This window comes from Sulfitobacter sp. (assembly GCF_041552635.1).
Lineage (GTDB): Bacteria > Pseudomonadota > Alphaproteobacteria > Rhodobacterales > Rhodobacteraceae > Sulfitobacter.
This window is the reverse complement of the sequence record NZ_JBFEKM010000228.1, coordinates 1-4798: the sequence shown is the minus strand read 5'-3', so window position 1 is coordinate 4798 and position 4798 is coordinate 1. Positions and strand designations below refer to the sequence as shown.

The 4798-nt window shown below is 52.8% G+C and carries 5 protein-coding genes and 2 pseudogenes; 6 read left to right on the top strand and 1 reads right to left on the bottom strand.

Annotated elements, in window-relative coordinates:
- Positions 1 to 205: 205 nt before the first annotated feature.
- A pseudogene (locus ABYT07_RS18935) lies at positions 206 to 460 on the bottom strand (integrase core domain-containing protein); the annotation flags it as partial.
- A 113-nt stretch (positions 461 to 573) separates the two neighbouring features.
- Here ABYT07_RS18935 and istA point away from each other — a divergent pair.
- From istA to ABYT07_RS18905, 6 genes and pseudogenes are all read left to right on the top strand, one after another.
- Positions 574 to 2103, top strand: a complete 1530-nt coding sequence (istA, locus tag ABYT07_RS18930) for an IS21 family transposase (protein WP_372993580.1) — start codon at positions 574 to 576, stop codon at positions 2101 to 2103.
- Entirely contained in the window at positions 2093 to 2884 is a 792-nt protein-coding gene (istB, locus tag ABYT07_RS18925; RefSeq protein ID WP_372993578.1) for an IS21-like element helper ATPase IstB, read from the top strand. Before istA ends, istB begins: the two co-directional genes overlap by 11 nt.
- A gap of 111 nt (positions 2885 to 2995) precedes the next feature.
- Positions 2996 to 3316 carry a hypothetical protein gene (locus ABYT07_RS18920; protein ID WP_372993577.1) on the top strand — a complete coding sequence of 107 codons (321 nt, stop codon included), beginning with the start codon at positions 2996 to 2998 and terminating at the stop codon, positions 3314 to 3316.
- 8 nt (positions 3317 to 3324) lie between these two features.
- Positions 3325 to 3708, top strand: a pseudogene (locus tag ABYT07_RS18915) (TSUP family transporter); the annotation flags it as partial.
- Positions 3709 to 3733: 25 nt separating this feature from the next.
- A complete protein-coding gene (locus tag ABYT07_RS18910) occupies positions 3734 to 3928 on the top strand; it encodes a TSUP family transporter (RefSeq protein WP_372993579.1) in 195 nt (64 codons plus the stop codon).
- A gap of 316 nt (positions 3929 to 4244) precedes the next feature.
- Positions 4245 to 4798 (top strand): hypothetical protein (locus tag ABYT07_RS18905; protein ID WP_372993576.1); only part of this gene is annotated, 554 nt, incomplete at its 3' end.

Sequence of the window (4798 nt, the reverse complement as noted above, 5' to 3'; positions counted from 1 at the left end):
CGTATCTGACCGAGAACGTTCCGGGGGGGTTGATAATTCAAATAGCTCCAACTGCTCGAGCTCACGTCGATCGTCTTGTACTGTCATAATCACCTCAAATGCTGTGGATTGTTTCCCACTTTCTTTCTTGATAGCGATTTTTAGGTTGTAATTCTAGGGAGAGTTGTGAACCGCCCCTTGTTTGCCGGAGGCTGATTACTTCGTGTCACGCGACCATATCTAACGCATTAAATTGTGCATAGTACCTCTCTTCTGCTTCTGCTGGCGGGATGTATCCGATGGGCTCGAGCAGGCGGCGGTTGTTAAACCAGTCGACCCATTTGAGCGTTTCCCATTCGACCGAGGCCATGGTTTTCCAGGGGCCCAGTCGGTGAATGACCTCGGCTTTGTAGAGGCCGTTTATCGTTTCGGCCAAGGCATTATCGTAGGAGTCACCGACGCTACCAACAGAGGGTTCGATTGTTGAATGTCATTGAGAACTGACCCGGTAGCCCCATAAATTGTCACTGAGAATTGACCCATGTGAACACATTGCCCTGACAGTTTTGTTCAGGGAGACATGGAGTGATCGACATGGGATTTTTGAGTGTTATCCGACGCTGGGCATTGCGTGACAAAATGCCAATACGCGAGATTGCGCGACGTACGGGTTTGTCTCGCAACACCATTAAAAAGTATCTCCGCGAAGATGCTGTAGAACCGAAGTTCAAAACGCCGTCGCGTCCAAGCAAGTTGGATCCTTACTCGGATCGGTTGTCAGCATGGCTTTTGGCGCAGACGCGTAAGTCTCGTAAAGAGCGGCGCAACGCAAAACTGATGTATGAGGATCTGGTAAAGCTCGGGTACGATGGCTCGTATGAGCGCGTCGCGGCCTTTGCACGCGCGTGGCGTGCTGATCGACATCGTGCAGAACAAACAACCGGACGCGGCACGTTTGTGCCTTTGGTATTCCAACCCGGCGAGGCGTTCCAGTTCGACTGGAGCGAAGACTGGGCCACGATTGGTGGCGAACGTGTCAAACTTCAGGTGGCGCATACCAAACTCTCACATAGCCGCGCCTTTATTGTGCGGGCCTATCCTTTGCAGACACATGAGATGCTATTCGATGCACACTGGCATGCCTTCCGCGTGTTTGGCGGCGTTCCGGGGCGTGGCATCTATGACAATATGAAGACGGCCGTGGATCGTGTTGGGCGTGGTAAGCAGCGCGATGTCAACGCACGCTTCAAAGCGATGGCGAGCCATTACGTCTTTGAACCTGAGTTCTGCAATCCAGCGGCGGGCTGGGAGAAGGGCCAGGTTGAGAAGAACGTCCGGGATGCACGCAACCGTTTGTGGCAGGTCATGCCTGTCTTCAAGGATCTGGGAGAGCTGAATCAGTGGCTTGAGGATCGCTGCATCGCGCTCTGGTCAGAGACAGCGCACCGGGAATTGCTTGGTTCAATCGCCGATGCTTGGGACGCTGAGAAGCCTATGTTGATGGTTCTGCCACCAGCCTTTGACGGGTTTGTTGAACACAGCAAGCGTGTGTCGCCAACATGCTTGATCACCTTTGAACGCAACCGGTACAGCGTGCCAGCCAGTTTTGCGAACAGCCCTGTCAGCCTTCGTGTTTACCCGGACCGGTTGGTTATTGCTGCTGAAGGTCGGACCGTCTGCACACATGCCCGCATCATTGATCGCTCTCACCGCAAGCCAGGCAAAGTCATCTATGATTGGCACCATTATCTGGCGGTCATCCAACGCAAACCGGGGGCATTACGCAATGGTGCACCGTTTACAGAGATACCCGACATCTTCCGTCGACTACAGGATCACATGTTGCGCAAAGAAGGCGGAGATCGCGAGATGGTTGATATCCTGTCCTTGGTTCTACACCATGATGAAAGCGCTGTTCTGCGAGCAGTGGAACTGGCGCTGGAAGTCGGGGTGCCGACGAAGACGCATATCCTCAACCTCCTGCACAGGCTGATTGATCCAAAGCGGACAGATCAACCAGAGATCGATCCACCAGATGCCTTGGCTTTGGAAACAGCCCCAATGGCAAACGTAGATCGGTACGACGATCTGAGACAAGCAGGAGGAAAGCGCAATGCGTCATGATCCTGCAGGAGCTTCAATCGTCATCATGCTGCGCAGTCTCAAGCTGCTTGGCATGGCGCACGCGGTTGACGATCTGGTTACACAAGGTGTTCCAGCATTTGAGGCGGCCACTCCGATGTTGTCCCAACTGCTCAAGGCGGAAATGGCCGAACGGGAAGTGCGTTCGATTGCCTATCACACGAAGGTGGCGCGCTTCCCATCATACAAGGACCTGACGGGCTTTGACTTTACGTCGAGCGACATCAATGAGGCCACGGTCCGACAACTCCATCGCGGTGAGTTCATAGAGAATGCGGAAAACGTCGTTCTCATTGGTGGACCTGGCACCGGCAAAAGCCATGTCGCCACAGCTATCGGCGTGCAGGCGATCGAGCATCATCGACGCAAGGTGCGCTTCTACTCCACCGTCGAATTGGTCAACGCGTTAGAGCAGGAAAAGGCCCTTGGAAAGGCAGGGAAATTGGCTGAGATGCTCACAAAGATCGACTTGGTCATCCTTGATGAACTCGGCTATCTGCCGTTCAGCCCGTCCGGCGGCGCGCTGCTGTTCCACCTTCTGAGCAAGCTCTATGAACGCACCAGCGTCGTCATCACGACCAACCTTAGCTTCAGTGAATGGGCGCAGGTCTTCGGTGATGCAAAGATGACAACAGCACTACTCGATCGGCTCACCCACCGCTGCCACATCCTAGAAACCGGAAACGACAGCTACCGCTTCAAGGCCAGTTCAGAGGCCGCAAAGAAAACAGCAAAGGAGAAGCCAGCGTTGACCAAAACATAACTGCTGATAAACATTAAAGGTGGGTCAAATCTCGGTGACAATACCGGGTCAGTTCTCAATGACATTCAACAAGCTTGGGATCTTGAACGTGCCGACGGACTTCGGATTGAGGTGAAGCAATCCGCAAAGGCTCAGTCTTGGGGCCTTTCAATAAGCTTGCCGCGATTCAGCATTGCAGCTTCTAAGGGTCACTATTGCGATGGTAAAACCTATGTGATCAACCAATCCGGAAAGAGATTTGCAGACTTATATGTATTCGCGTGGCACGAAGGGGATGATCAGCGTATCGTATCAGAGTGGCAGTTCTACGTGGTTGAATCTGAGAGATTGCCAGTTCAGCAAAAATCCATTGGCCTTGCAGCTATCAAAAACCTGTCAACGCCAGTGAACTCTGCAGAACTTTTACAAACGATTAATAATTTAAGTGGCTGAGCGGTCCATTGCGACGGTTGGCCAGTCGGATTGCGTATTGGTCGGAGCTTCGAGCCGTCGCGCGACGTCTGATTCCTTTTATTATCGCCTCAGCCTTGGGCGGCACCGCAGGAGGAGTTTTGTTGCTGGCGACCGACCCATCGGTATTTCGAGTGTTGATCCCATGGCTTATTTTCTTTGCGACCGTCCTTTTCGCCTTGTCACCCCAGATTGCAGGCGTCGGTGAAAGATTGGCTGCAAGACGAGCGGCAGGTAGCGGACCCGGCCCAAGTGCAACAGCCCTTCAAGGGGCAGTGGCCATTTATGGTGGCTATTTTGGTGCAGGCATGGGGATAATGATGCTCGCTACGCTTTCGCTGACAGAAGGGCGCGACTTTCACCGGCTTAACGCGGCAAAAAAATGTGCTGGCTTGCGTGATGCAGGGCCTCGCGGTGATCGTGTTTATAGTTTCTGGTGCAGTGGATTGGCCGTCAGTGTTCGTTGTAGCTTGTGCGAGTATAGCAGGCGGATGGGCCAGCGTGCGGATAGGGAAGCTCATTCCGCAACAAGCTATCCGCTGGGGCGTAATAGTAACTGGTCTGGTATTGAGCAGCTCGTATGCTTTTGGTTAGGGAAGCTGCGGTTCAGCGTCTGCGATGTATTGGTCAGTTTGGCGCAGGTTTCGGCCCTCGTGTCGCGCTACACTCAAACGGCCCACAGCCGACTTTCACGGTCAACGCAGCGAAGGTCCGGATTGATCCCTCTTTACCAAATTTTGGCAGTGCAGCGAATGTCTCCTATCACGGTAGTGGCAAAAAACGTTCAGCAGGCTCTTGGATTGTTAATGGGGTTCGTGGATGCATCAAACGAGGATTTTTGCAGGAGCGCCAAAAGGAGGTTTTTTGGGTAAGGTGCAAGCGCTACGAACGCACAAAAATGGAAATATAAATGCTAGATCAAAACACTCTCGACACTTTCATGAATACTTTCATGGGCTACGGCGATTTCAATGCTAACACTTGGTTCATTGGTATGGAAGAAGGTGGCGGTAATAGCCTTAAGGATGTCCAGACCCGCATCGGCACATGGGCGGGGCGTGGAGGACGTATCCTTGAGGACTGCGCAGAGTATCATCACGCGATTGGAGCGGGTCATTTATTCACCCCTCCAGTGCGTGCCGCACAACGCACATGGGATTGGCTTATACGGGCGCAACTTCTATCCGAGGGTAAGGCGCATGACATTACTGCATCAAAAGTAATGCAGGGTGAACGTTGGTTGCGTAGCGGGTCTAAAACTTGCGGGATTGAATTGTTGCCACTTCCTTCACCCAAGACAAGCGTTTGGCACTACAACCAATTCTCAAACGATCCAATCTTACACAATCGGGCCAGCTATAAAGCTGCGATGCTGCCCACGCGGATCACTGCTATCAAGGATGCTATTGATGAACACAAGCCGCGTAACGTGGTGTTTTACAGCAAACAATATCGGGCTCACTG

Coding starts and splice junctions, on each gene's coding strand:
- ABYT07_RS18910 (WP_372993579.1), top strand. CDS start 3,734: ATGCAGGGCCTCGCGGTGATCGTGTTTATAGTTTCTGGTGCAGTGGAT.
- istA (WP_372993580.1), top strand. CDS start 574: ATGGGATTTTTGAGTGTTATCCGACGCTGGGCATTGCGTGACAAAATG.
- istB (WP_372993578.1), top strand. CDS start 2,093: ATGCGTCATGATCCTGCAGGAGCTTCAATCGTCATCATGCTGCGCAGT.